At 66.8% G+C, this 20650-nt stretch carries 21 protein-coding genes; 4 read left to right on the plus strand and 17 right to left on the minus strand.

What is annotated here, in order from left to right:
- Positions 1 to 7: 7 nt before the first annotated feature.
- Entirely contained in the window at positions 8 to 1141 is a 1134-nt protein-coding gene (locus tag WKW82_RS05105) for a DSD1 family PLP-dependent enzyme (protein WP_340341164.1), read from the plus strand.
- Positions 1142 to 1189: 48 nt separating this feature from the next.
- Here the strand turns inward: WKW82_RS05105 and WKW82_RS05110 are convergent, their stop codons facing one another.
- The 12 genes from WKW82_RS05110 to nac (WKW82_RS05165) form a co-directional block, all read right to left on the minus strand.
- Positions 1190 to 2035, minus strand: coding sequence for an ABC transporter substrate-binding protein (locus tag WKW82_RS05110; protein WP_340341165.1), 846 nt, complete (start codon positions 2033 to 2035; stop codon positions 1190 to 1192).
- Positions 2036 to 2084: 49 nt separating this feature from the next.
- A complete protein-coding gene (locus WKW82_RS05115) occupies positions 2085 to 2819 on the minus strand; it encodes an amino acid ABC transporter ATP-binding protein (RefSeq protein WP_340341465.1) in 735 nt (244 codons plus the stop codon).
- A gap of 94 nt (positions 2820 to 2913) precedes the next feature.
- On the minus strand, positions 2914 to 3675 hold the full coding sequence (locus tag WKW82_RS05120; RefSeq protein WP_340341166.1) for an amino acid ABC transporter permease: 762 nt from the start codon (positions 3673 to 3675) through the stop codon (positions 2914 to 2916).
- A 6-nt stretch (positions 3676 to 3681) separates the two neighbouring features.
- Positions 3682 to 4383 carry an amino acid ABC transporter permease gene (locus tag WKW82_RS05125; RefSeq protein ID WP_340341167.1) on the minus strand — a complete coding sequence of 234 codons (702 nt, stop codon included), beginning with the start codon at positions 4381 to 4383 and terminating at the stop codon, positions 3682 to 3684.
- A gap of 51 nt (positions 4384 to 4434) precedes the next feature.
- Entirely contained in the window at positions 4435 to 5187 is a 753-nt protein-coding gene (locus tag WKW82_RS05130) for an SDR family oxidoreductase (RefSeq protein WP_340341168.1), read from the minus strand.
- Positions 5188 to 5348: 161 nt separating this feature from the next.
- Positions 5349 to 6116 (minus strand): LamB/YcsF family protein, encoded by a 768-nt coding sequence (locus WKW82_RS05135; protein WP_340341169.1) that lies wholly within the window; start codon positions 6114 to 6116, stop codon positions 5349 to 5351.
- 16 nt (positions 6117 to 6132) lie between these two features.
- The gene (locus WKW82_RS05140) at positions 6133 to 6543 is read right to left on the minus strand and encodes an acetyl-CoA carboxylase biotin carboxyl carrier protein (protein WP_340341170.1); all 411 of its coding nucleotides are present in this window, start codon (positions 6541 to 6543) and stop codon (positions 6133 to 6135) included.
- A gap of 1 nt (position 6544) precedes the next feature.
- A complete protein-coding gene (locus WKW82_RS05145) occupies positions 6545 to 7531 on the minus strand; it encodes a 5-oxoprolinase subunit C family protein (protein WP_340341171.1) in 987 nt (328 codons plus the stop codon).
- Positions 7528 to 8250, minus strand: a complete 723-nt coding sequence (pxpB, locus tag WKW82_RS05150; RefSeq protein WP_340341172.1) for a 5-oxoprolinase subunit PxpB — start codon at positions 8248 to 8250, stop codon at positions 7528 to 7530. Before pxpB ends, WKW82_RS05145 begins: the two co-directional genes overlap by 4 nt.
- Positions 8247 to 9599 carry an acetyl-CoA carboxylase biotin carboxylase subunit gene (accC, locus tag WKW82_RS05155; protein WP_340341173.1) on the minus strand — a complete coding sequence of 451 codons (1353 nt, stop codon included), beginning with the start codon at positions 9597 to 9599 and terminating at the stop codon, positions 8247 to 8249. Before accC ends, pxpB begins: the two co-directional genes overlap by 4 nt.
- Positions 9600 to 9604: 5 nt before the next feature.
- A complete protein-coding gene (locus WKW82_RS05160; RefSeq protein ID WP_340341174.1) occupies positions 9605 to 10051 on the minus strand; it encodes an acetyl-CoA carboxylase biotin carboxyl carrier protein in 447 nt (148 codons plus the stop codon).
- A gap of 143 nt (positions 10052 to 10194) precedes the next feature.
- Positions 10195 to 11133 carry a nitrogen assimilation transcriptional regulator NAC gene (gene nac / locus WKW82_RS05165; protein ID WP_340341175.1) on the minus strand — a complete coding sequence of 313 codons (939 nt, stop codon included), beginning with the start codon at positions 11131 to 11133 and terminating at the stop codon, positions 10195 to 10197.
- Between the two features lie 204 nt (positions 11134 to 11337).
- Between nac (WKW82_RS05165) and WKW82_RS05170 the strand changes: the two genes are divergently transcribed.
- Positions 11338 to 12576, plus strand: coding sequence for an aspartate transaminase (locus tag WKW82_RS05170; protein ID WP_340341176.1), 1239 nt, complete (start codon positions 11338 to 11340; stop codon positions 12574 to 12576).
- A gap of 30 nt (positions 12577 to 12606) precedes the next feature.
- On the plus strand, positions 12607 to 13278 hold the full coding sequence (locus WKW82_RS05175) for an RraA family protein (protein WP_340341177.1): 672 nt from the start codon (positions 12607 to 12609) through the stop codon (positions 13276 to 13278).
- A 15-nt stretch (positions 13279 to 13293) separates the two neighbouring features.
- Here the strand turns inward: WKW82_RS05175 and nac (WKW82_RS05180) are convergent, their stop codons facing one another.
- A complete protein-coding gene (nac, locus tag WKW82_RS05180; RefSeq protein WP_340341178.1) occupies positions 13294 to 14214 on the minus strand; it encodes a nitrogen assimilation transcriptional regulator NAC in 921 nt (306 codons plus the stop codon).
- Between the two features lie 86 nt (positions 14215 to 14300).
- On the opposite strand from nac (WKW82_RS05180), the gene WKW82_RS05185 reads away from it, so the two are divergent.
- Positions 14301 to 15260 (plus strand): LysR substrate-binding domain-containing protein, encoded by a 960-nt coding sequence (locus tag WKW82_RS05185; RefSeq protein WP_340341179.1) that lies wholly within the window; start codon positions 14301 to 14303, stop codon positions 15258 to 15260.
- A gap of 3 nt (positions 15261 to 15263) precedes the next feature.
- Here the strand turns inward: WKW82_RS05185 and WKW82_RS05190 are convergent, their stop codons facing one another.
- From WKW82_RS05190 to WKW82_RS05205, 4 genes are read right to left on the minus strand one after another with little or no spacing between them, the layout of a single operon-like run.
- Positions 15264 to 15980 (minus strand): HpcH/HpaI aldolase family protein, encoded by a 717-nt coding sequence (locus WKW82_RS05190; RefSeq protein WP_340341180.1) that lies wholly within the window; start codon positions 15978 to 15980, stop codon positions 15264 to 15266.
- Positions 15981 to 15996: 16 nt separating this feature from the next.
- Positions 15997 to 16803 carry an SDR family oxidoreductase gene (locus WKW82_RS05195; protein WP_340341181.1) on the minus strand — a complete coding sequence of 269 codons (807 nt, stop codon included), beginning with the start codon at positions 16801 to 16803 and terminating at the stop codon, positions 15997 to 15999.
- Positions 16800 to 18506: a hydantoinase B/oxoprolinase family protein gene (locus WKW82_RS05200; protein ID WP_340341182.1), complete on the minus strand. Its 1707-nt coding sequence runs from the start codon at positions 18504 to 18506 to the stop codon at positions 16800 to 16802. Before WKW82_RS05200 ends, WKW82_RS05195 begins: the two co-directional genes overlap by 4 nt.
- Positions 18507 to 18518: 12 nt before the next feature.
- Positions 18519 to 20612: a hydantoinase/oxoprolinase family protein gene (locus tag WKW82_RS05205; RefSeq protein WP_340341183.1), complete on the minus strand. Its 2094-nt coding sequence runs from the start codon at positions 20610 to 20612 to the stop codon at positions 18519 to 18521.
- Between the last annotated feature and the right edge of the window lie 38 nt (positions 20613 to 20650).

Raw genomic sequence — 20650 nt, forward strand, 5'->3', positions numbered from 1 at the left:
CACACGTATGACAGGCCTCCTGGAACTCAACACCCCCGCTGCAGTGGTCGACACCGCGCGAATGGAGCACAACATCGAACGGATGCAGACGCGGATGGAGGCGCTCGGCGTCAGCTTCCGTCCTCACGTCAAGACGACCAAATGCCTGCCGGTGGTGCAGGCACAGATCGCGGCCGGTGCGCGCGGCATCACGGTTTCCACACTGAAGGAGGCGGAGCAGTTCTTCGACGCGGGGGTGACGGACATCCTCTACGCCGTCGGCATGGTCGTCACCAAGCTGCCCCAGGCGCTGGCGCTGCGACGACGTGGCTGCGACCTGAAGATCATCGCGGACAGCGTCGCGGCGGCCGAGGCCATCGGCGCCTTCGGGCGTGAGACGGGCGAGGTGTTCGAGGTCTGGATCGAGATCGACACTGACGGGCACCGATCAGGGATTACCCCGGAAGAGGAAAAGCTCCTGGGCGTTGCGCGGGCCCTCGAATCGGCCGGCATGAAGCTGGGTGGCGTGCTGACGCATGCGGGCTCGAGCTACGACTACGACACGCACGAAGACCTGATGAAGATCTCGGAACAGGAACGCAATGGCGTCGTGCGCGCAGCCGAACGTCTTCGCGCCGCCGGCTTTGCATGCCCCGTCGTCAGCCTGGGCTCGACGCCAACCGCCTTGACGGTTCCGAAGCTCGACGGCGTGACGGAGGTTCGCGCGGGTGTCTACGTCTTCTTCGACCTGGTCATGCACAACGTGGGGGTGTGCGACATCAGCGACATTGCGCTGAGCGTGCTGACGACGGTCATCGGTCATCAGGAGGAAAAGGGCTGGGTCATCGTCGATGCCGGCTGGATGGCGATGAGCCGTGACCGGGGGACGCAGAAGCAGAAGCACGACTTTGGTTTCGGGCAGGTGTGCACTCTGGCGGGCCAGGTTCTTGACGGCTACGTCGTCAGTTCAGCCAACCAGGAGCACGGGATCATTTCCCGAGTCGGTGATGCGGATGGCGACATCGCGAGGCGCTTCCCGATCGGAACGCGCCTGCGCATCCTGCCCAACCATGCCTGCGCAACCGGCGCGCAACATCCGGAATACCACGCGCTTGCGGCTTCCGGGGCTACGAAGGTGTGGCCCCGCTTCTACGGATGGTGAACATGATTCGCACCCCGTGTTGACGCGGGAGCGATCTCCAACGGTCACTCAGGGCAAGAGTTCGAACTTGAGTTCCGCCAAAGGCGTGACCTTCTCGTCGCGCGTCAGCTTGTACTCGGTGTTCGGCCCGAGCCACTTGGCCCACAGCTTGTCGATCTCACCGGCCTTGTCGAGCGCGTAGAGCGCGGCGTTGACCTTGGCGAGCAGCACGGGCTCGTCTTTCTTCATGCCGATGCCGACCGGTTGCAGCACCATCGGCTCCTTGATCATCTTGAGCTCGACGCCGGAGGTCTTCGACTGGTTGACCAGCTTGGTGATGGTCATGGTGTTGGCGACCATGCCCATCGACTTGTTCTGCTGCACGGCCATGAATGCGGAGCCGGTGTCCTGGAAGGTGACGGGCTCGGAGCCGTTCATCTTGATCGAGAGTTCCGAGGTCGAGCCCTTGGTCGAGCTCAGGCGCTTGCCCTTGAAGTCGGCCTTGGTGGTGCCGGGGTCGGAGGCCTTCACGGCCAGCATTTCCTTGGCAACGTAGTACGGGTCGCTGAACTGGATCTGCTCGCCGCGGCTCTTGGTATAGGCCAGGTTGGCGACGGTGATGTCGACACGGCCGAGCTTGACCTCGGGCACGCGGGCCTCTACCGACAGCGGCGTGACCTTGGCGGGTAGGCCCAGCTGCTTGGCCACCGCGTTGCAGAGGTCAACGTCGAAGCCGACCATCTCGCGCGTCTTCGGGTCCGGGGCGGCGAAGGGCGGCACGTCGGCGAAGGTGCCGCACTTGAGTTCCTTGCGTTGCTGGATGTCGTCCCACTGGTCGGCATGGGCGAGCATGCCCAGCGTGGAAAGGCAACAGCCGATGGCGGCGAGACGGAAATAAGCGGTCTTCTTCGACATGATGGACTCCGGTTGAGTGATGAGGTGATGTGTGACGGGAAGGGTGAATTCAGTGGGCCCGCAGGTCCGACAGGAAGCGCTTGGCGCGCGGATGCTGCGGCGAGTTGAAGAAGGATTCGGGGTCGGCCTTCTCGAGGATCTGGCCGGCGTCCATGAACCAGACGCGGTCAGCGACTTCGCGGGCGAAGTTCATCTCATGCGTGACGCACATCATGGTCATGCCGTCGTTGGCCAGGCTGCGCATGACCGAGAGCACTTCGCCGACCATCTCGGGGTCGAGCGCGCTGGTGGGTTCGTCGAACAGCATCGCAGGCGGCTCCATCGCCAGGGCGCGTGCGATGGCCACGCGTTGCTGCTGGCCACCCGACAACTGCGCCGGATAGGCGCCAGCCTTGTTCGCCAGGCCCACGCGCTCGAGCAACTGCATCGCCTTCTCGCGCGCTGCCGAGCGCTTCACGCCGAGCACGCGCATCGGCGACAGCATGATGTTCTCCAGCACCGAAAGATGCGGGAACAGGTTGAAGCTCTGGAACACGAAGCCGATGCGGCTGCGCAGCTTATTCAGCGCCGGGCCGCTCATCGGTGCGTGGATGTCGTGGCCGTCGAACAGGAGCTGGCCCGACTTGACCTCTTCCAGCCGGTTGACGGTGCGGATCAGGGTGGACTTGCCGGAGCCCGAGGGGCCGCAGACCACCACGACTTCACCCTTCTTCACTTCGGCATTGACGTCAGTCAACGCCTGGTACTCGCCGTACCACTTGTTGATGTTGTTGAACAGAATCATCGGAGTGTCCTCGCCGCCTTGCGGTCGGCCTTGGGCTGGAACTTGGGTCATGCGTTTGTCTCCGAAAGTTCTGGAAAGGACCGTCTGTGCGATCTCAGGGAAGGGTTGCCACGGGCGGCGGCATCGGCGTGACGTCTTCGTCGAGCGTCTTGACCGGCGCGGCACCGAGCCGCTTGTGTGCGATGCGCCGCTCCACCCACTGCGCGAGTTGCGTGAGGCTGAAGCAGACGACGTAGAAGGTCATGGCCAGGATGAAGAAGACCTGGAAGGGCTTGGTCAGCAGCTGGTTGTTGATCTGGTTGGCGGCGAAGGTCAGTTCCTGCACGTTGATCACGTAGCCCAGCGTGGTCTCCTTGATCGTGGAGATGAACTGGCTCAGCATGCTCGGCAGCATGTTGTAGAGCGCCTGCGGCAGGATCACGTAGAACATGGTTCCGAGGTGGCTGTGGCCGAGCGCACGGGCCGCTTCGGACTGGCCCTTGGGCAAGGACTGGATGCCGGCGCGCACAACTTCCGAGAGGTACGCGCCTTCGTAGATGACCAGCGTGCAAAGCATCGTGGTGAAGCCGGACACTTCGCGGCCGATCAGCAGCGGCACCAGGAAGTAGACCCAGAGGATCACCATCAGCAGCGGCACGCCGCGCACCACGTAGACCAGCACGGCAGCCGGCCAGCTCAACAGCTTCCAGGGCGAGAGCCGGGCCAGCGCCAGCAGAACCGAAAGAGGGAACGCCAGCGTGATGCCAAGCACCGAGAGCATCAGCGTCGCCACGATGCCGCCCATTGGGCCGTTGGGGTACTGCCCGATGAGCAGCAGCAGCCAGTTGTCGCGCAGGATTTCGTAGATGCTGTACATGGCTTCTTACCTTGCGCCGGCAACGCGATAGCGACGCGACACACCCGCGCCGATGGCCATGATGACCAGCGAAAACAAGAGATACAGCACGGTCGCGATGCTGTAGGCCTCGAAGGCCCGGAAGCTCTGGCTCTCGATCTCCTTGACCGCATGGGTGAGTTCGGCGACGCCGATGGCCATGGCCAAACTGCTGTTCTTGAAGAGCGACACGCTGTGGTTGATGAGTGCCGGGATCGCATTGCGGATGGCTTGCGGCAGCATCACGTGGCGCATCGAGCCGATGTAGCCGTGGCCCAGGGCACGTGCCGCTTCTGCCTGCCCGGCCGGGATGGCGCGCAGGCCGGAGCGCATGTCCTCGCTGAAGTACGCCGCTTGGCAGAGGCCCAGCGCGATGATGGAGATCAGCAGCTCGGCGTTGTGATTCGACAGCCATTCCTGCACCGGGTCCGGCAACAGGCTGAAGATGCCGAAGTACCAGAGCATCAGTTGCACCAGCGTCGGCACGTTGCGGTGGTAGGAGACATAGGCCGCGACCGCGCGCTCGGCGATGCGGTTGGTGCTGAGGCGCACTACCAGCAGCACGATGGCGATGGCCATGGCCAGGAGCCATGAGCCCGCCGCGATCTTCAGCGTCATGACGATGCCGTGCAGCAGCATCGCGCCGAACTCCGGTTTCAACAGCACCGCGAGAAGGTCGAAGTCTTTCATGCGCCGGTCCTTGTCGTTGTGTGTTTGGGGTGCGTTGCGGCGGTTGCTGGATCAGGCCTGCGCCGCTTCGGGCCGGGTGGTGGAAAGGCCGCCGGGCACTTGCAGCGTGGGCGTGATTTCCATGTGGCCCACGTTCACCGCGATCGGCGCGGCAATGGCGAAGGCGATGGCGTTCGCGATGTCCTCGGCCTTGGGCAGCTCGAAGCCTTCGACGAAGCGCTTGTAGGTTTCCTCGGAGTCGCCATGCACGTGGGCAAAGATATCGGTGGCGACGCGGCCCGGGCAGATCTCGGTGACGCGCACACGCTTGCCGAAGACGTCGATGCGCAACTGGCGCGACAGCATGCTGACGGCGGCCTTGGTTGCGTGGTAGGTGCTGTTGCCGCCGAAGTTGTAGGCCGCGGCGATCGAGCTGATGTTGACCACGTGGCCGCGGTCGCGCGCCACCATGCCCGGCACGACCAAGCGGCACAGGTGCAGCACGGCACGCAGGTTGACGTCGACCAGCAAGTCGATGCCTTCGGCGTCGGCCTTGAGGATGGAGCCGGGGCGGTCGACACCCGCGTTGTTGACCAGCACGTCGAATGGGACTTCGCTTGCCAGTTTCGTCATGGCCTCGAGGTCACTCACGTCGAAGGCGTGGGGAATGCAACCGGTGCGCGCTGCCAGTTCGTCCAGCTTGCCGGCACTGCGCGCCACCGCGTGGACCTTCAGTCCCTCCTTGCTGAGGCGCTCGACCACGGCGGCACCGATGCCCGAGGAGGCGCCTGTGACGAGGGCGGTCTTGTAGTCAGAAAACGGCATCTTCGGGTCTTTCGTGGAGGAGTGGTTTCATTGTGTCGAGGGCGGTGCTTTGGCGCCAAGACGGAATGTCTGTGGAGAGATAAGGGGTCCTTATGTCGCCCTGAAGGCGTGCACGCGCACTGCTGCAGCGCACCATTGGAGGGCTGGCCAGGACGGATTCATCACTGGACCTGTTGGCGCGAAATAGGCACGACGCGCCCTGCCGACTCGACCACTTCACGCACCGTGCGCGCGAGCGTCACGGCGCCGGGCGTGTCGCCGTGCAAGAGGATCGAATGGACCTTCATCGGGATCTTCTTGCCGCTGTAGGTGGTGACGGTGCCGTCGTCGAGCAGTTGCTTCACGCGTGCCAGCACGGCCTCCTTGTCGTGGATGACCGAGTCGGGCAGCTTGCGCGGCACCAGCAGGCCGTCGTCGTCGCAGGCGCGGTCGGCGAGGAAGGTGGTGGCGACGCGAAGGCCGCAAGCGGCTGCTGCGTCTTCGATGGCGCGGCTGGCGGACGAACTGATGATGAGATCCGGGTCGAAGGCGGCGACGGCGCGCACCAGCGGCGCGGCCAGTTGCGCATCGGCCGCGGCCATGTTGCCGAGGGCGCCGTGGAAGCTCATGTGCGTCATGCGGTGGCCGGCGGAACGTGCCATGCCGGCGAGTGCGCCGAGCTGGTAGGTGACGTAGGTGGCGAGTTCGACCGGGTCGATCTGCATCTGGCGCCGGCCGAAGCCGAGCAGGTCCGGGAAGCCGACATGTGCGCCGACATCGACGCCGCGCGACTGCGCCATGCGGACGGTACGGTCCATGATGACCGGGTCGCCGGCGTGGAAGCCGCAGGCCACGTTGGCCGAGGAGACGATGTCGAGCAGCGCCTCGTCCTCGCCCATGTGCCAGGGGCCGAAGCCCTCGCCGAGGTCGGCGTTCAGGTCGATGTCCATGTCTTGGTCCTTGGGTTCATTCGAGGGGTTGGAGGTCGAGCAGTGGTTCGCCATAGCCGACGGGTCGGCCGCTGTCGACGTGCAACTGGGTGATGACGCCGGCCAGCGGCGCATCGACCGATTGCAGCAACGGGCCGATCTGCAAGAGGCCGAGGGGCTGTCCTGCGGAGACTTGGTCGCCGACGTTGGTCAATGCGGTCGCCTGCATGGGGTGGGTGTGCAGGAAGATGCCCAGTGAAGACGCTGCGACGGGCGTGGCGTCGTTCGGCGGTGCTGCGTCTTCGTCGGTGTCCAGTTCGAGGATCTCTTCCGAGGCGCCGTTTCGTTCGAGACGGATCGAGCCTTCCGGCGTGCGCAGGTCCAGCAGGCCGATGTCCGTGCCGGCCAGCCACTGGATCAATTGCTGGAGTTGTTCGGTGCGCGGCATGTCAATTCACCCTTGGCGAACTGCGATGCAGGTCGACGACGCGCTTCACCTTGTCAAGCCAGGCCTCGACCTCGTCCAGCGCCGCGACGGCCTGGTCCCAGTCGACCTCGATGAAGCGGATGCGGCTGCCCATGGGCGCCTGGCCCAGCCGCCAAAGGTCGGCCTCGATGACCGTGCCGAATTTGGGATAGCCGCCCGAAGGCTGCGCGTCGCGCATCTGGATGATGGGCTGGCCGCTGTGGGGCACCTGGATCACGCCGGGCACGATGCCATGCGAACGCATTTCCATGGGCGCAATCGGCCGAAGTGCCTCGCCTTCGAGGCGGTAGCCATAGCGGTCGCTCTGCGCGGTGATCTTCCATTCGCCAGCCCAGAATTCGGCGCGCGAACTTTCCTCGAAGGCGGCGTATTCGGCCGAGGGCAGCACGCGCACGGCGAGCACCTCGTCCCTGTAGAGCGGCAGCGCCAGCGAAGGTGGCACCAGGCCGAAGCCGGTCTTGCATTCGGTCCCTGCCCCGGCCGCACGCAGCGCGTCGCCGCGCTTGAGTGCCCGGCCTTCATGGCCGCCGAACGCTCCGCGCATCTGCGTGCTGCGCGAGCCCAGCACCTCGGGCACATCGACACCGCCCGCGACGCACAGCACGGCACGGCTGCCGCGATGCGGACCGGCCTTTGGCAGGCCCAGCGTCAGCACCTGGCCGGCGCGCGCCTGGTGGCTCCACCATGGCATCAACGGCTGGTCGTCGAGCCGCGCCGCGCAATCGGTGCCGGTCAACGCAAACGCGCAGTCCTCATCGAAGCGCACCTTGAACGGAAACACCGGCACCTCGACACCGGCCGCATTGACGTCGTTGCCAAGCATCAGGTTGCCGGCGGCCAGCGCCAGGTTGTCCATGGCGCCCGATGTACCCACGCCCCAGCGCAGGCTGCCGGCGCGGCCGAGGTCCTGCACGGTGGCGAGGGCGGCGGAAGAAAGCACTTCGATCATTTGACGATCCTCTCGACGCGGAAGCGGATCATGTCGCCGGGCTGCAGCAGCGCGGGCGGGTCTTGCGTGGGGTCGAAGAAGGACATGGAGGTGCTTCCGATGGTGTTCCAGCCGCTCGGCCCGGCCGATGCCGACACGCCGGTCTGCGCGCCGCCGATCGACACGGCGCCGCCGGGAATGCTCAGCACCGGCACCTTGCGGCGCGGCGTGGCGATGCGCGGGTCCATGCCGCCGAGGTAGCAGTAGCCGGGGTGGCTGCCGAGTGCGTAGACGGGATAGGTCGGTGCGCTGTGCAGTTCGACGATTTCCTCGGCGCTGAGGCCCGTGTGCGCGATCACGTCCGCCATGTGCGGGCCGCCCTCGCCGCCGTAGACCACGGGGAGTTCGATGAGCCGGCCTTCGATGGGCAGTTCGATGGCCGCATCCCATGCCTTCTGGAGCCGTGCTTCGAGTTCCTCGAGCGCGCTGGTGCTGCGCGGCGGGCGCACGAAGGTCAGCATGAGGTTGTTCATGCCGGGGACCGATTCGCGGATCTCGGGCCAGGCCTGCGTCTCGCGGGCCAGCGCCCAGATGCGCTTCTGCGAGGCGAGTTCGAGTTCGCCGGGGGCCTCGAACAGCAACGCGGTCGTACCGAGCAGGCTGATGGAGGCGGCGGGCTTGGGCGCCGCGGATTTCGCGCTCGTCTTGCGCGCCGCACGCGGGGTCGTCGTCGTGCTCATTGGGCTGCCCTCTGTTGAAGCCAACGCTCCAGATGATGAATGTCCACGCCGCCGCTGGCAAAGCCTTCGTCCTGCAGCACGTCGCGGTGCAGCGGCACGTTGGTCGAGATGCCCTCGACGCGCATCTCCGCCAGCGCCAGGCGCATGCGGTCCAGCGCATCGTCGCGCGTGCTGCCATGCACGATTAGCTTGGCAATCATCGAGTCGTAGTAGGGCGGTACGCGATAGCCCGCGTTGGCATGCGAGTCGACCCGCACGCCGAAGCCGCCGGGCACCTGCCAGCCGGTAATGCGCCCCGGCGAGGGTGCGAAGGTCCGGGGGTCTTCGGCGTTGATGCGGCATTCGATCGCGTGGCCTTGGCATTGCACGTCGGCCTGCGTGAAGGACAGGCGCTCGCCGCGGGCCACGCGGATCTGCTGTTGCACGATGTCGATGCCGGCCGTCATCTCGGTGACCGGATGCTCGACCTGGAGCCGCGTGTTCATCTCGATGAAGAAGAAGGCACCGCGCTCGTAGAGGAACTCGAAGGTGCCGACGCCGCAGTAGCCGATTTGGCGACACGCCGCAGCGCAACGCTCGCCGACCTCGGCCACCAGCGCCTCGTCGATTCCCGGCGCGGGCGCTTCCTCGATCACCTTCTGGTGGCGGCGCTGCAGCGAGCAGTCGCGGCTGCCGAGCCACACCGCATTGCCGTGGCTGTCGGCCAGCACCTGGATCTCGACATGGCGCGGGTGCAGCAGGAACTTCTCGATGTAGACCTCGGGGTTGCCGAAGGCACGCCGCGCTTCCTCACGAGTCAAGGCCATTGCGTCGAGCAAGGCGGCTTCCTCGTGCACCACGCGCATGCCGCGCCCGCCGCCGCCGCCCGCCGCCTTGACGATGACCGGATAGCCGATGTCGCGCGCCAACGCGAGCACCTGCGCCGGATCGTCCGGTAGGCTTTCGTCCGGCCCGGGCACGCAGGGCACGCCAGCGCGCCGCATCGCATTCTTGGCCGCGACCTTGTCACCCATCGTGCGGATGCAGGCGGCACTCGGGCCGATGAAGGTCAGCCCGGCGCGCTCGACCTTCTCCACGAAGCCCGCGTTCTCGGACAGGAAGCCGTAGCCCGGATGAATGGCCTGCGCCCCACTGACCTCGGCAGCGAACAGGACCGCGGACTGGTTCAGGTAGCTCTGCCCCGGCGCCGCCGGCCCGATGCACAGCGCCTGGTCCGCCTGCGCGACATAGCTGGCGTCGCGGTCGGCCTCGGAATGCACGACCACGGTCTTGAGGCCGAGGCCGCGGCAGGCGCGCTGGATGCGGAGCGCAATTTCCCCGCGGTTGGCGATGAGGACGGTGTCGAACATGCGTGTCATCCTTCCGTCGAGAAGCGGAACATCGGCTGGCCGGCCTCGACTTCCTGGCCGGACTTGACCAGCACTTCGAGCACCGTCGCATCGCGCTCGGCACGCACTTCGTTGAACACCTTCATGGCCTCGATGACGCAGAGCGGCTGGCCGGCCTTCACCGCCTGGCCGGCCTGCACGAAGGGTGGTTCGCCGGGGGTCGATTGCAGATGCACCACGCCGAAGAGCGGCGCCAAGCATTCGTCAGCAACCGCGGCAGGCGCCTTGGCAACCTTTGCGGCGGTGCGTTCACCGGTGGCGCGAGCGGGAGTCGCAACACCGTGCGGCCTTGCATTGCCCAACGCCGATTTCTTCACCAGCCGCAGCGTGCTGCCGTTCTCGCTGAATTCCAGCTCCGACAGGTCGGAGCCTGCCAGCGCGTCGATGAGCGTCTTGATCTGTTCCTGCTTCATGCATCGTGCGCTGGATGGCGCATCCTGTTGGACCGACGCATCCAGCGGACGCGTGACGGCATGCATGAAAGGTAACGGCCGGCGGCCTTCCTGCCAAAGACGGATTGGCTGTGCCGGGATAAGGGGGGCTTATGACAAGCCGCTCAGGACAAGGCGGTCAGCTCGGGCGTGGGCGTCGACGCCACCGTGCCAGCCAGTTCCACGACGAGTTCCAGCACGATGTCCCTCACCGCCTGCGCCGGCTCCGACAGCGGCAAATGGTCCGACAGGCACAGCGCCAGCGGCGCCTCGATCACCGGCTCGACGATCTGGAACTGCCAGGCGCCGCAGGCGGCCACCACCTCGCGCGCCATCGAGGCCGGCAGGATGCTGGCGCCCAGCCCGTCGGCAATGGCGGCCGTCAGCGTGAAGGCCGATTCGATCTCGGCCACCACATGCGGCACCATGCCCGCGCGCACGAAGGCCGCATCGACCAGCTTGCGCACCACGTTGTAGGGGCGCGGCAGCATCAGCTCCATATCGCGCAAATCGGCCAGCTTGACGGGCTGCGCCGGCGGCGGCGTGGAGGCCGGGCCGACCAGGAACAGCGGCTCCTTCAGCAGCGGCTGGAAGGTCAGGCCGTGGATGGCCTTGTCGCCGTACAGCACGGCCAGGTCCATGCGGCCGTTCATGATGAGCTCGCTGAGCGTGGTGCCGTAGTTCTCGTTGAGGTACAGCAGGATGCCGGGATGGCGCGCGCGCACGGTGCGCAGCAGCGGCAGCGACAAGGCCGAGGCGGCCGTGCCCGGCGCCAGCCCGACCGACACCTGCCCCGACAGGCCCTCCCCCGCCGCCTCCATGTCGACCCGCGCCTGCTCGCATTGCCGCAGGATGATCTGCGCATGGCGGTAGAGCACCTTGCCGGCTTCCGTCGGCGTCACGCCGCGCTTGGTGCGCACGAGCAACTGTTGCCGCACCTCGCCTTCGAGCGTCGCAAGCTGCTGGCTCAGGGCGGGCTGGGCAATGAAAAGAACCTCGGCTGCCTGCGTCAGGCTGCCGATGTCCACGATCTTCACGAAGTATTTGAGGCGTCGCAGGTTCACACCGGGTCCTACGCAAAAGCCGAGCCTAGCACCGGGCAGGCGGTGTGACCATCGGACGACACCCAAGGCACCCTTGGCCGCTTCACGCGTTCCGCAAACCGCGGCGCAATCGGGGCCGGATCAGCGCAGTCATAAGCAGCGCCTATCGATACAGACCGATCTCGTCTTGGCCTTGCAGCGGCGATCTGCGTACCGTTACGTCCCATGCACCGCCCACTCCAAGGAAGTTCCGTGAACACCCCCTCCCGCATTTCGTCGCGCGTCCGCCGCATCAAGCCCTCGCCAAGCACCTCCGCCGCCGACCGCGCCAACGAACTGCGCCGGCAGGGCAAGTCCATCGTCAACCTGGTGGTCGGCGAGCCGGACTTCGACACGCCCGCCCACATCCGCCGCGCCGCCACCGAGGCCATGGACAAGGGCGCCACGCGCTACACGCTGATGTCCGGGACGGTGGAACTGCGCCAGGCCATCGTCGCCAAGCTCAAGCGCGAGAACGGACTGGACTATGCGATGAACGAGATCATCGTGACCAGCGGCGCCAAGAGCGCGATCTACAACGCCTTCGCCGTCACGGTGGAGCCGGGCGACGAGGTCATCATCCCGGCGCCCTACTGGGTCTCCTACCCCGACATGGTGATCGCCTGCGAAGGCCAGCCCGTCATCGTCGCCTGCCCCGAGGCCAACGGCTTCAAGCTCACCGCCACACAGCTCGAAGCCGCCATCACGCCACGCACGCGCTGGCTGCTGATCAACTCGCCGAGCAACCCGACCGGGGCGAGCTACACCGCCGCCGAATACCGCGCGCTGGCCGACGTGCTGCTGAAGCACCCCCACGTGATGGTGATGACCGACGACATCTACGAGCACATCCGCTTCGACGGCGAGGCCACCGCGCACATCCTGGCCGTGGAGCCGGCGCTGCGCGACCGCACGCTGGTGGTGAACGGCGTCTCCAAGACCTATGCCATGACCGGCTGGCGCATCGGCTTCGCGGCCGGTCCTGCCGACCTGGTCACCGCGATGGACACGCTCCTGTCGCAGACCTCCGGCAACTGTTGCTCGGTCAGCCAGGCCGCCGCCACGATGGCGCTCAATGGCGACCAGAGCTTTGTTGCGGAGAGCGTGGCGGTCTACAAGCAGCGCCGCGACCGCACGCTGGCCAACATCAACGCCATCCCGGGCCTGAGCTGCGCGACGCCACCGGGCGCCTTCTACCTCTACATCAATTGCAGCGACCTGATCGGCAAGAAGACGCCCGCCGGCAAGCCGCTGGCGCAGGACGGCGACGTGGTGATGTACCTGCTGGAGAACGCCGGCGTCGCCACGGTCGCGGGCACGGCCTACGGCCTCTCGCCCTACTTCCGGCTGTCGATCGCCACGTCCATCGAGAACCTCGACGAAGGCTGCAAGCGCATCGCCGGCGCCGTCGCCGAGCTGCACTGAACAACCACACAACAACACCAAGGACACACCGTGCAATTCAAAGCCATCCGCAAGAACCCCTCGGCCCCGCAGGCCGACCCGAAGATCCTCGAAGCCCTGCGCGACATCCCCGTGGCGGCGCTGAGCGACAACATGCACCGCAACATCGGCAGCGTCGGCCTGCGCCCCTATCACCGCGCCGGCAAGAAGACCATGGCCGGCACGGCTGTCACGGTCAAGTCGCGCGGCGGCTGCAACCTGACGATGCTGCGCGCCTTCGAGTTCTGCCGGCCCGGCGACGTGCTGGTGCTGGATGGCGGCGGCGACATGTCGAACGCGATGATCGGCGGCATCCTGTCTTTCTACGCCGCGAAGATCGGCACGGTGGGCGTGGTGCTCGACGGCTGCATCCGTGACCTGGCCGAGATCTCGGAGCGCGACTTCCCGGTGTATGCGCGCGGCGTGAACCATCGTGGGCCTTACAAGGACGGGCCGGGCGAGATCAATGTGCCGGTGGCCGTGGGCGGCATGGTGGTGAACCCCGGTGACATCGTGGTCGGAGACATGGACGGACTGATGGCCTTCTCGCCCGACGATGCGGAGTGGCTGATCGAGAAGGCGCGCGCGCACCTGGCAACGGAGGCCGAGACGATTCGTGCGATGACGGAGGGGCGCTGGGATCGCAGCTTCATCGACGCCCTCGAGGCACGCTGCCCGAACTGAGCACTCGGCAATGGCCTACGCGTCCGCCCCCGCCCGGTGGACCATCCGCTTGCTCGCCAATTCGAGCAGGATCGCCTTCACCGCTTGCGCAGGCTCCGACAACGGCAGGTGATCCGAGCAGCACAGCGCCAGCGGCATCTCGATCGTCGGTGACGCAATACGGCGCAACTCGCCCGAGGCCGTGGACGCCACGCCGCGCGCCACGGAGCACGGCAGGATCGTCGCCCCGACGCCCGACGCCACTGCCGCTGCAAGCGTGTCGGACGACTCCATCTCCGCGACCACGCGCGGCACCACGTTCACCGCTGCGAAGGCCTGGTCGACCCGTCGACGCAGTTCATTGGTCGCGCGTGGCAGCAGCAAGTCGACGTGACGCAGGCGTTCGATCATGACCTCATCGCCATCGCCCAATACGCCCTGCGGCGCCACGACGTAAAGGCTCTCCGTCAGCAAGTGGTCGAAGCAAAGGCCCTGCATCAAACGCCCGCCGCCATACAGCACGGCCATGTCCATCCGGCCTTCGCGCACCACGTCGCACAGCGTGGTGCCGAGGTTCTCGTTGATGTGCAGCACGATCTGCGGATAGCGGCCATGCACGGTCTGCAGCAGCGGCAGCGCCAGCGTCGAAGCCGCGGTGCCGGGCGCAAGTCCCACCGACACTTGCCCTGACAACGCGCGCCCCGCGTTCAGCACGTCGGCCTGCGCCTGCTCGAACTGGCGCAGGATGAGTTGCGCATGTCGATACAGCGCCTTGCCTGCCTCGGTCGGCTCCACACCCTTCTGCGTGCGCAGCAACAGTTGCTGCTTGAACTCGCCCTCCAGCGTGGCGATCTGCTGGCTCAACGCCGGCTGCGCGACATGGAGCACCTCGGAGGCTTGGGTCAAACTGCCGACGTCGACGATCTTCACGAAATACTTCAAGCGCCGGAGATTCACGGGGGCCTCATGGTTGCTATTGCCTTGTCCAAGCAAGCATCAAGCCACCCTCCTGACGCGTCAACCGGGGTTACGATCACGCGACCATGACGGTGAATTTCAAGACCTTGAAGAGCTTTGTCACCGCGGTGGATGCCCGGAGCCTGTCGGCCGCGGCGCAGCAACTCGGCCTCGCGCAGTCGGCCCTGAGCCAGCACATTGCCTCCCTCGAAGACCACTTCCGGCACAAGCTGCTGAGCCGCTCGAATGCCGGCGTCACACCGACGCGGCCGGGCACCGCGCTCTACCGGCATGCGCAGTTGATCCTCAGCCACCTGGAGCAGGCTGAAGGCGAACTGATGGCCGCCGGCGAAGCGGGATTCATTGCCGGCCCGGTCTCGGTGGGCCTGGCCACCTACAGCACTGCCTCGATCCTCTCCACGCCGCTGCTGCAAGCGGTGCGCCGTGAATGCCCCAACGTCAACCTCTTCATCAACGACAACTTCGGGCTCGTGCTCAGCGAGATGGTGATGACGGGGCGCATGGACATGGCCGTGATCTATGCCGGCAGTCCGATCAAGGGATTGCAGTTGCAGCCTCTGCTCACGGAAGAGCTGTTCTTCGTGGCACCAGCCGGCACCGCATTGCCTCCGTCCGATGACCAGACCATCCCGTTGCGTGCGCTCGCAGGGTTCGACCTGCTGCTGCCGAGCCGTATGCACTTCCTGCGCCGGATGATCGACGATGAGTTCGCACGCATCGGCGTCGCACCGCGCATCACAGCGGAGATCGAGTCGGCGGCCACGCTGCGCCAGGCGATCGACGTCGGACTTGGCGCGACGATCCTTCCCGCCGCAGTTGCAGGCGTCTCATCCGCCGTGGACGGGCCCGTCGTACGCCGCATCGTCGAGCCGGCGATGCAGGCCACGATCTCGCTGTGCGTCACCGACCATCTGCCGATGTCGGATCAGGCCAGCGCGGTGCTGGCCATTCTTCGCAGGCAGGTCGATGAGCTTTTCGCCGAGGGACGCTTCGCCGGCATCCGCGCGCCCGAGGCGCCGGCCTGAACGTCAGTGCGCTTCGGCCGTCGCCGGCGTGGACAGCTGGCGCATCGCGCTCACCCCTTCGGCCACAAACGGGTCCGCATGGTAGTAGAGCAACTGCGCACCCATCGACACCAGGTGCTCCACGTCGTGCCGCACGACCAGCGTGCCTGCCACCTTGCCGGCCGCGCGGATGCGCTGCAAGGTCTCGTCGACCAGGTCCAGCACCGGCTGCGCGCGACGCTTGCCCGGCGCGACCGCGGGCGAATAGCCCATCGACTGAGACAGGTCGCCCGGTCCGACGAAGAAGACGTCGATGCCTTCGACCGCCAGGATCTCGTCGAGGTTGCGCACGGCTTCCACCGACTCGACCATGCCGACCAGCAGCTTGCTCGCATGGTCGTCCGGCACGGCATAGCGAAAGGTATGCACCACCTGCCGCGCGATCTCTGCCGTGTGGATCAGCGGCACCATGACGCCGTCCGCGCCTGCATTGAGGCAGCGCGTGATGGTCGAGCGTTCCTGGTTCTGCGGCCGCACGATGCCGAAGCCGCCGGCATAGCGCGCGGCCTTGGCCATGTGGTGGATGTCCTCGTAGCTCGCGAGCCCATGCTCGCAGTCGATGAAGACCGAATCGGCGCCCGAGCGCACCAGCTTCTCGCACAGCGTGGGCGAGATGTGGTTGGGGTTGACCATCAGCACGGAATCGCCGCGTGCCAGGCGTTGGTGGGGTGAAGTGCTCATTGCTTTGTCTCTCGATTCAAGGCTTGCCTGGCGTGCCTTCGGGGGCACCGAGCCAGCGGCTGATCTCGACGTCAGGCCCCTGGTCGCGCGCGAGCGTGGGGCTGATGACGAGTTGTTCGATGGTTGTGCCCTGCGGCAACGTGCAGGCCAGCAGGATGGCCCGCGCCACGTCCTCGGGGGCGACCATCGCGGCGCGTTCCTCGGCCGTCGGCGGGCGCACGCGCGTGTCCATAATCGGCGTGTTGACCTCGCCGGGCAGGATCGTGGTCGAGCGGATGTTGTTGTTGCGGAAGGTGCCGTGCAGGAAGCCCATGAGGTTGACGACGGCTGCCTTCGCGGCGCCGTAGGGCGCACCGCCGAGCAGGTTGGGCCGCACGGCCGCGAGCGACGACACCGTGACGACCGTGCCCGCGCCGGCCCCGAGCATGCCGGGCAGCACCGCCTGGATCAGCACATACACGGCGGTGAGGTTGACCGAGATTGCCGACTCCCAGTCGTCCGCCTCGATCCAGCGGATGTTGCGCACGCGGCTCGTCAGGCCTGCGTTGTTGATGAGGATGCCGACCGGGCCGACCTCGGCCTCGATCCACCGCACCAGCTCCTGCAACTGCTCACGGCTCTGGAGGTCGGCCTGCCGGGCCCAGCCTTCGCCGCCGGCCGCCTTGATCTCGGCCACCACGGCATCGAGCGGCTCCTTGCGCCGGCCCATGACGATCACGCGCGCGCCCTCGGCGGCGAGCATCAGGGCGGTCGAGCGCCCGATGCCGGAGCCGCCACCGGTCACGAGCGCGACCTGACCTTTCAACGCCGCGCCAGCCGTCACGCCGGCACCTCGGCAGGCTTGGCCGCTGGCGCGACGACAGGCGCAGTAGCCGGCAGGTAGCCATAGTCGATGCGCGCCCGCTCGGAACTGACCAGCCCCTGGCGCAGGTCGTCTTCCACCAGTTCACGCGGGCGTTCCAGCGCCTCGCCCCAACCGCCGCCGCCGGGCAGTTCGATCTGCAAGCGCTCGCCCGGTGCCAGCACGAGACGCCCCTTGGCGAACACGGCCTTGCCGTCATGCAGCACCGCGCCATTGCGGCCGGCTTGTCCGCCCAACACGCCGAGGCAGGGGTACTTCACATGCTCGGTGCTCAGGTAGATGTTCATCTCGCGGTCCGACAGGTTGCGGATCACGCCGCGCTGGCCCAGGCCGCCGCGGTACTTGCCCGGCCCGCCAGAGTCGGGGATCAGCTCCTTGCACTCGGTCAGCACCGGCACCGCCAGTTCGTACATCTCGATCGGCGTCACGCGGCAGTTCGACGGGAAGCTCAGCGTGTCGAGCCCGTCCATCGAAGAGCGACCGCCCTGCCCGCCGTGGAAGTTCTGCGCGCTGCCATAGGCCGTGCCGTCGGAGCGCTGGCCCTGGCAATTGATGCCCCAGATCGGCGCGCCGCCGCTGTCGCCCATCGCACCGTGCGGCACCACGTCCTGCAAGGCCTTGAAGATCAGGCTGGGAATGCAGTGCCCTACCAGGTTGCGCGCGGCGCCTGCCGCATGCGGGCGTGGATTGAGGATGGAGCCCTGCGGCGCGGAGTCGGTCAACGCGACCATGCAGCCTTCGTTGTTCGGCGTGTCCGGGTCCAGCAGGCACTTGAGCGCATAGACGCTGTGCGCCACGCGGTAGTGCGGCACCACGTTGATGCCGCGCGCCACCTCGGGCGAGGTGCCGGTGTAGTCGACATGAATCGAGTCGTCGCCCACCTCGACGTTGACGCACAGCTTGACCTCGGTCTCGAAGCCGTCGATGGTCATGTCGGCCTTGTAGCTGCCGTTGGGCCAGGCCGCGATGGCCTGGCGCATGTGGCGCTCGGAACGGCTGAAGATGGCTTCGCCGAGGCCTTCGCAATCGTCCAGCCCGTACTCGTCCATGAAGCGCATGAACTCGCGGCACATCACCTCGTTGGCCGCCACCATGCTCTGGATGTCGCCGCGCACTTCATGCGGCAGGCGCACGCTGGCCTCGATGACGGAGAACACGTCCGTGTTCGGCTGGCCGGCCTTGAACAGCTTGAGCATCGGGATGCGGATGCCTTCCTCGAACATGTCGGTCGAATCGGGCGATTGCGGGCGTCCGCCGATGTCGGGAAGGTGGGCGATGCTGCCGGCATAGGCCACGATCTTGCCGTTGCGGAACATGGGCGTGAGCATCACCATGTCCGGCAGGTGGCCGGTGCCGATGATCGGGTCGTTGGTCGCAAGCACGTCGCCCGGCTCCAGCGATTCGGGCGGGAAGGCCGGCAGGAAGTAGTTCTGCGCAGCCATCGGCAGCGTGGTGATGAACACCGGGATCGACCAGGTGCACTGCGCCAGCGCGCGGCCCTTGGCGTCGAGCAGCACGTTCACATAGTCGTGGTTCTCGCGCACGATCGGCGAGAAGGCGGTGCGGCCGAGGGCGCTGTCGGCCTGGTCGGCGATGAACACCAGGCGGTCCCACATCACTTGCAGCGTGATCGGGTCGTTGAAGTCGGGCTTGAGCATGGACATGGCGTGTGGCCTTCAGTTCAGAAGCATGATGAGGTTGTGCTGGGCGTCGAGCGAGGCACTAGCGTTCGGGCCCATGACGACGGTCGACTCGCGCTGTTCGATGATGGCTGGGCCTTCCACCGGCACGCCGGGCAGCAAGGCATAGTGGTCGTAGACCGGCGTGTCGACCGTCTTGCCGAGTTCGGAGAAGAACACCGGGCGGGTGCCCTTGCGCGGGTCGCGCACCGCACCGGCCTCGCCGCGCAGGTTCGCAAGTGAGACTGCTGCCTTGGGGCCGCTGGCACGGATGCGCCAGGTGATGATTTCGGCATCGGTGCCGGCCACGGCCCGGCCATACAGGGCCACATAGTTCGCGTGGAAGCGCGACAGCAACTCCGGCAGGAAGGCTGGGTCGGCCGGATCGATGTCCGGCAGCGCAACCGAGATCTCATAGCCCTGCCCCACATGCCGCATGTCGACCGTGTACGAGAAGCTGATGCGATCGGCCGGCACCTTGCTGGCCAGCACGACTTCGCGGCCCTGGTTGGCGAGGCTGGTCTTGACCACGTTCACCGCGCTCGGATTCCAGGCCGACAAGCGCATCGGCAGGCTGGTCGACAGGTCCGCCGCCACCGGCGCGCCGAGCAGGCCGATGGCCGAGGTGACCCCAGCGCCCAGCGGGCAGATCACCTTGCGAATGCCGAGCTTGCGCGCCACGCCATAGGCATGGACCGGGCCGGCACCGCCGAAGGCGATCAGCGGCAGGGCACGCGGGTCGACGCCGCTGTCGGTCGCCTGCATCGAGGCGGCCTCGGCCATGCTCTCGTTGACCATGTCGTGGATGCCCCAGGCGGCGCGCTCGGCGCTGATGCCCAGGTCCTTGGCGAGGCGCGCCATCGCCGCGGCGGCGGCCGGACGGTCGAGCGCGAAGTCGCCGCCGAGGAAGGACTTCTCATCGAGGTAGCCCAGCAGCAGGTCCGCATCCGTCACGGTCGGCTCCGTGCCGCCACGGCCGTAGCAGGCCGGTCCGGGCGCCGCCGCGGCGCTGCGCGGACCGACGCTCAGCAGGCCCATCTTGTTGCGCGCCGCGATGCTGCCGCCACCCGCGCCGATCTCGATCATGTGGATCGACTGGATCTTCAGCGGAAACCCGCTGCCCTTGCGGAAGCGCTCATGGCGCGCCACTTCGAGGTCGTTGGCCACCATCGGCTGGCCGTTCGGGATCAGGCATAGCTTGGCGGTCGTGCCGCCCATGTCGAAGGAGAGCACGCTTTGCTCGCCGGCTTGGCGCGCATAGTCTGCCGCGGCAACGGCACCGGCGGCCGGCCCGGATTCGATGAGGCGCACCGGCGTGCGCGAGGCCGACGAACTGGGCACCACGCCGCCACTGGACGTCATCCAAAGCAATTGCCCATCCACGCCGCGTTGCGACAGCTCGCGCTCCAGGTGGTTCACATGGCCGACCATCATCGGCCGGGTGTAGGCATTGACCACGGTGGTCGAGGCACGGTCGTATTCGCGCACCTCGGGGCACACCGTCGACGACAGCGACACCGAGATGTTCGGCGCCACCTCGGCGATCAGTTCGGCCACGCGCCGCTCGTGCTGCGCGTACTTGTAGGCATGCAACAGGCACACGGCGACGGACTCGACCTTGCGCTCCAGCAGCGTGCGGGCGATGGCGCGCACGCCCTCCTCGTCCAGCGCCTTGATGATCGTGCCGTCCGCGGCGATGCGCTCCTCCACACCGAAGCACAACTCGCGCGACACGAGCGGGGCCGGGTACTGGATGCGCAGGTCATACAGGTCGTAACGGCCTTCGGTGCGAATGCGCAGCATGTCCTGGAAGCCGTCGGTCGTGATGAAGGCGGTGTGCACGCCGCGGCGCTCCAGCACGGCGTTGGTGACCACCGTGGTGGCGCCGAGGATCTGCAACGCGCCGTTGGACTTGGCCTTCTTATCGGCGTTCTTGGCGCGGACCTTGGCGAGCAGTTCATCCACGCCCTGCAACACCGCACGCGCAGGCGCGTCCGGCGTGCTCAGGACCTTGTGCAGCAGGATGGTGCCGTCGTCCTCGGTCATGGCGAAGTCGGTGAACGTGCCACCTGTGTCGAATGCCAGTTTCATGCTTTTCAGCTCCTAAGTGTTCAGTTGAGTTGCCTGGA

Origin of the sequence: Variovorax rhizosphaerae (genome assembly GCF_037889975.1) — a bacterium.
Lineage (GTDB): Bacteria > Pseudomonadota > Gammaproteobacteria > Burkholderiales > Burkholderiaceae_C > Variovorax > Variovorax rhizosphaerae.

Excerpts from the sequence above, each read along its gene's own strand:
- WKW82_RS05105 (WP_340341164.1), top strand. The coding sequence starts at position 8 with ATGACAGGCCTCCTGGAACTCAACACCCCCGCTGCAGTGGTCGACACC.
- WKW82_RS05110 (WP_340341165.1), bottom strand. The coding sequence starts at position 2,035 with ATGTCGAAGAAGACCGCTTATTTCCGTCTCGCCGCCATCGGCTGTTGC.
- WKW82_RS05115 (WP_340341465.1), bottom strand. The coding sequence starts at position 2,819 with ATGATTCTGTTCAACAACATCAACAAGTGGTACGGCGAGTACCAGGCG.
- WKW82_RS05120 (WP_340341166.1), bottom strand. The coding sequence starts at position 3,675 with ATGTACAGCATCTACGAAATCCTGCGCGACAACTGGCTGCTGCTGCTC.
- WKW82_RS05125 (WP_340341167.1), bottom strand. The coding sequence starts at position 4,383 with ATGAAAGACTTCGACCTTCTCGCGGTGCTGTTGAAACCGGAGTTCGGC.
- WKW82_RS05130 (WP_340341168.1), bottom strand. The coding sequence starts at position 5,187 with ATGCCGTTTTCTGACTACAAGACCGCCCTCGTCACAGGCGCCTCCTCG.
- WKW82_RS05135 (WP_340341169.1), bottom strand. The coding sequence starts at position 6,116 with ATGGACATCGACCTGAACGCCGACCTCGGCGAGGGCTTCGGCCCCTGG.
- WKW82_RS05140 (WP_340341170.1), bottom strand. The coding sequence starts at position 6,543 with ATGCCGCGCACCGAACAACTCCAGCAATTGATCCAGTGGCTGGCCGGC.
- WKW82_RS05145 (WP_340341171.1), bottom strand. The coding sequence starts at position 7,531 with ATGATCGAAGTGCTTTCTTCCGCCGCCCTCGCCACCGTGCAGGACCTC.
- pxpB (WP_340341172.1), bottom strand. The coding sequence starts at position 8,250 with ATGAGCACGACGACGACCCCGCGTGCGGCGCGCAAGACGAGCGCGAAA.
- accC (WP_340341173.1), bottom strand. The coding sequence starts at position 9,599 with ATGTTCGACACCGTCCTCATCGCCAACCGCGGGGAAATTGCGCTCCGC.
- WKW82_RS05160 (WP_340341174.1), bottom strand. The coding sequence starts at position 10,051 with ATGAAGCAGGAACAGATCAAGACGCTCATCGACGCGCTGGCAGGCTCC.
- WKW82_RS05170 (WP_340341176.1), top strand. The coding sequence starts at position 11,338 with ATGCACCGCCCACTCCAAGGAAGTTCCGTGAACACCCCCTCCCGCATT.
- WKW82_RS05185 (WP_340341179.1), top strand. The coding sequence starts at position 14,301 with ATGACGGTGAATTTCAAGACCTTGAAGAGCTTTGTCACCGCGGTGGAT.
- WKW82_RS05190 (WP_340341180.1), bottom strand. The coding sequence starts at position 15,980 with ATGAGCACTTCACCCCACCAACGCCTGGCACGCGGCGATTCCGTGCTG.
- WKW82_RS05200 (WP_340341182.1), bottom strand. The coding sequence starts at position 18,506 with ATGTCCATGCTCAAGCCCGACTTCAACGACCCGATCACGCTGCAAGTG.
- WKW82_RS05205 (WP_340341183.1), bottom strand. The coding sequence starts at position 20,612 with ATGAAACTGGCATTCGACACAGGTGGCACGTTCACCGACTTCGCCATG.